Below are 2,715 nucleotides of genomic sequence, written 5' to 3'. Positions count from 1 at the left end.
ACACTCAACGGCGTCACAGTGCACTTGGCGGGCTCCCACCGATCAGCCGACTGACACCAATCTCATGACTCGGTACACCTAGTCGGATTCCCCGGTCGCGGGCCCCGCCCGTGCGGCGGCCTTCGCCGCGCCGCCGAAGGCGACCGTCACGCGCGCGGTGACGACGACATCGAGACCGTCGACCGCACAGCCGATGTCGTCGACCCTCATCCGGCGGGCCACCACGGCGGCGCCCGCGCACGCCGAATCCGCCCCGGAGCCCAACCGGGCCGCTGCGGCCAAGGCGGCCAGGTCGGCCACCGCCTGCGCGCGGTGGCGTGTTACCACCGCCGAGCCCAGGTACGCACCGGCGCCGGTCGCCGTCAGCAGCGCCATGATCATCCAGGCCGCGACCAGCGTGGCGGATCCGCGATCACCGCGACGGCTCGGCCGCCGAGACCGCGTCGGCCGCAATGTCGATGGTCGGCAACAACTTCGAATGCGCGACGACCGTGGCAACCAGGAACTCCCCGTCGCGGCGCAGGTCCACGCTCGCGCCCGCGGGCGCGAGCCGGCGGGCCGCGGCCACGGCGGAGCGTTCGTCGCCGCGCGCCGCCAACCGGGCGGCCTCGCGGGCGGCGTCGATGCAACGCACCTGCATTGACACCGCGGTGACCCCGGCCAGGCACAACACCAGCACCACAACGAGCGCGGCGATGCCCAGTGCCGCCTCAACCGTGCTGGCACCGGCACCACCGGTCAGACCTTGGTGTTGAGCGCACGACCGATGATGTTGGTCAGCGCCGAGACGATGGAGTCGCCGGTGACGACGGTGTACAGCACCGCGCCGAACGCGGCCGCCGCGATGGTGCCGATGGCGTATTCGATTGACAAAAATTACACCGCCAGCGCGGCGCTCGCTACGCCGCGTGTTGCGGATGGTGCCCACCGTCTGCCTCGCTGCCAGGACTAACCCGTCGAAAATCTGCAAACGCGTCATATACCGGGGTAGGAGAATGGCAAACTGTCCATGACAGAGAGTTAGGAGCTGGCTCTTATCCGGAAAGGGCGAGTGATTTTGCGGATTTTTAGCGGCATTCTGGCGATCACTGCGGTGTTTGCGCTACCCGAGGCTCTCATCCATGCCCATGTTGTGTCGTCCTGGGGCGTCGTCTGGCATTGGATCGGCCGCTGGTGGCTCATGTCGGTGGTTGTGTTGCTTGTCGTTGCCGCCGTAATCGCGTGGAGGCAAAGTCGAGGTCCAATCACATGGACTAAAGAACTGACTGTTGCGATCATCGCGGCCTTGGCAGTCCTGGTTAGTGGAGCGGTCACCGCCTTCGTAAGTTGGACGACCGCATCAAGGACGCTTCAGGAACAGAGAAGCCTGTCGTCCGAAAGCTACTTCCGTGACACCAAGAAGGCGTTGTATTTTGACATCATCGCAAAAGCTGGCGAGTTGGGGCGCTCACTCGATCAGATCCCTCTGGCGGCGGTTGAGGTTGAAGAAGGAAAATCGCCCCAGATTTCCATTAGTATTCAAAATGACCTCGCGAAGAAGCGTGACAACTACCAGTATACTATTGAACCGGCTTTTATCGTGGCCCCGCCCGATACAGCTGGTAAAGCAAAAGCTGTTGCTGACGAGGCTTCTGTGATCCTTGACGCCGTAATACGTCTGAATTGTGCGGTCAAATATGATCTGGCTTGCGGGCCGTTCCATCAAGCTGATCCGAACACCGTGAAAAATCTGGCGCAACAGCTTGCGAATTATGTTACCAAAGGAAAATGGGGCACACTCTTAGGAGAACTGCTTAAACTTATGCGTGACAATCTTGGTATTACAGCCACGTGAGATAGAAGAGGCGAGGAACCAGCGCATCCCCAAATTATCAATTCTTCGCCCTAAGCATGTGTCGGAACCAGTCAGCAGCGGATAGTCCCGCGGCGTTCATCACAGGCGTAACCCGTTGGTCGTCTCCGACCAACCGGCTCACAGCCCGCATGTAGTCGCTGAGACCGCCTCGGTAATACCAACTTTCAAACGAACGGAGTTCGTCTGGGAGCGTGGTGCCCAGCCCCGAGCGGCGCTGGTTCCGTCTCACCGTCACGACCGGCTGCCCTTCGCGGCACGGCGGCGGGTCCGAGACAGCTTCGCGGCCTTGGCTTCTGCCTCCTCCTCGGTGTCGGGTAGTCCCAGCTTCCCGAGCAACTGTGCCAACAGGGCACGTTGCGCCCTGGCCTCTGCGATGAATGGGCTGATGACCTGCTGGCCCATCGAGCCCTTGACGGTGAGCGGGGCCTCGTCGGCAGCCTCGTCCAGCTCGGCCACGACATCGGCCACCCGGCACGCCTGCTTAAGGATCTGGACCTTGTGCGGCTCGTCGGTGAAGTCGAATACGTCGACCGTCGACCGCCACAACTTACCGCCGGCAGTGCCTAAACCTGCTGGTGTACGCATGTTTCTCCTAATGGTTTGGAGCCCCTGGCGGGGCGAACTTACTGACTCCCGAAAAACGGGAAAACGATTTGCTCAACGGGTCGGTCAGGCGCATTACCTACCGGTCAAATCGGGCGGGGGCGGGGGTACCCCCCCTGGGTACCTGCATGCCTGCCTACCTGCAGCGACGCTGCCCTGTGCCCCTGTGCCTGCCCTGTGCCCTGTGCCCTGCCAGGTGCCCCTACCTGCCCCGATGCCACCTGTGCCCTGCCACCTCCACACACCCCTGCTAGGGG

At 62.8% G+C, this 2,715-nt stretch carries 4 protein-coding genes and 1 pseudogene; 1 reads left to right on the top strand and 4 read right to left on the bottom strand.

Annotation, left to right across the window (positions count from 1 at the left end; translation table 11 throughout):
* Positions 1-78 precede the first annotated feature (78 nt).
* From BST14_RS27825 to BST14_RS27815, 3 genes and pseudogenes are all read right to left on the bottom strand, one after another.
* Positions 79-375, bottom strand: coding sequence for an Rv3654c family TadE-like protein (locus BST14_RS27825; protein WP_306460744.1), 297 nt, complete (start codon positions 373-375; stop codon positions 79-81).
* 37 nt (positions 376-412) lie between these two features.
* Positions 413-742, bottom strand: a complete 330-nt coding sequence (locus tag BST14_RS27820) for a TadE family type IV pilus minor pilin (protein WP_211280833.1) — start codon at positions 740-742, stop codon at positions 413-415.
* Positions 739-870, bottom strand: a pseudogene (locus BST14_RS27815) (DUF4244 domain-containing protein); the annotation flags it as partial. The gene BST14_RS27820 and the pseudogene BST14_RS27815, both read right to left, overlap by 4 nt.
* Positions 871-1,051: 181 nt before the next feature.
* Between BST14_RS27815 and BST14_RS29945 the strand changes: the two are divergent.
* Positions 1,052-1,834 (top strand): hypothetical protein, encoded by a 783-nt coding sequence (locus tag BST14_RS29945; RefSeq protein ID WP_142279662.1) that lies wholly within the window; start codon positions 1,052-1,054, stop codon positions 1,832-1,834.
* 252 nt (positions 1,835-2,086) lie between these two features.
* Here the strand turns inward: BST14_RS29945 and BST14_RS27805 are convergent, their stop codons facing one another.
* Positions 2,087-2,440 carry a hypothetical protein gene (locus tag BST14_RS27805; RefSeq protein WP_245845816.1) on the bottom strand — a complete coding sequence of 118 codons (354 nt, stop codon included), beginning with the start codon at positions 2,438-2,440 and terminating at the stop codon, positions 2,087-2,089.
* Positions 2,441-2,715: the final 275 nt, after the last annotated feature.

It is taken from the genome of Mycobacterium arosiense ATCC BAA-1401 = DSM 45069, assembly GCF_002086125.1.
GTDB lineage: Bacteria > Actinomycetota > Actinomycetes > Mycobacteriales > Mycobacteriaceae > Mycobacterium > Mycobacterium arosiense.
This window is presented reverse-complemented; position numbering and strand designations above follow the sequence as displayed.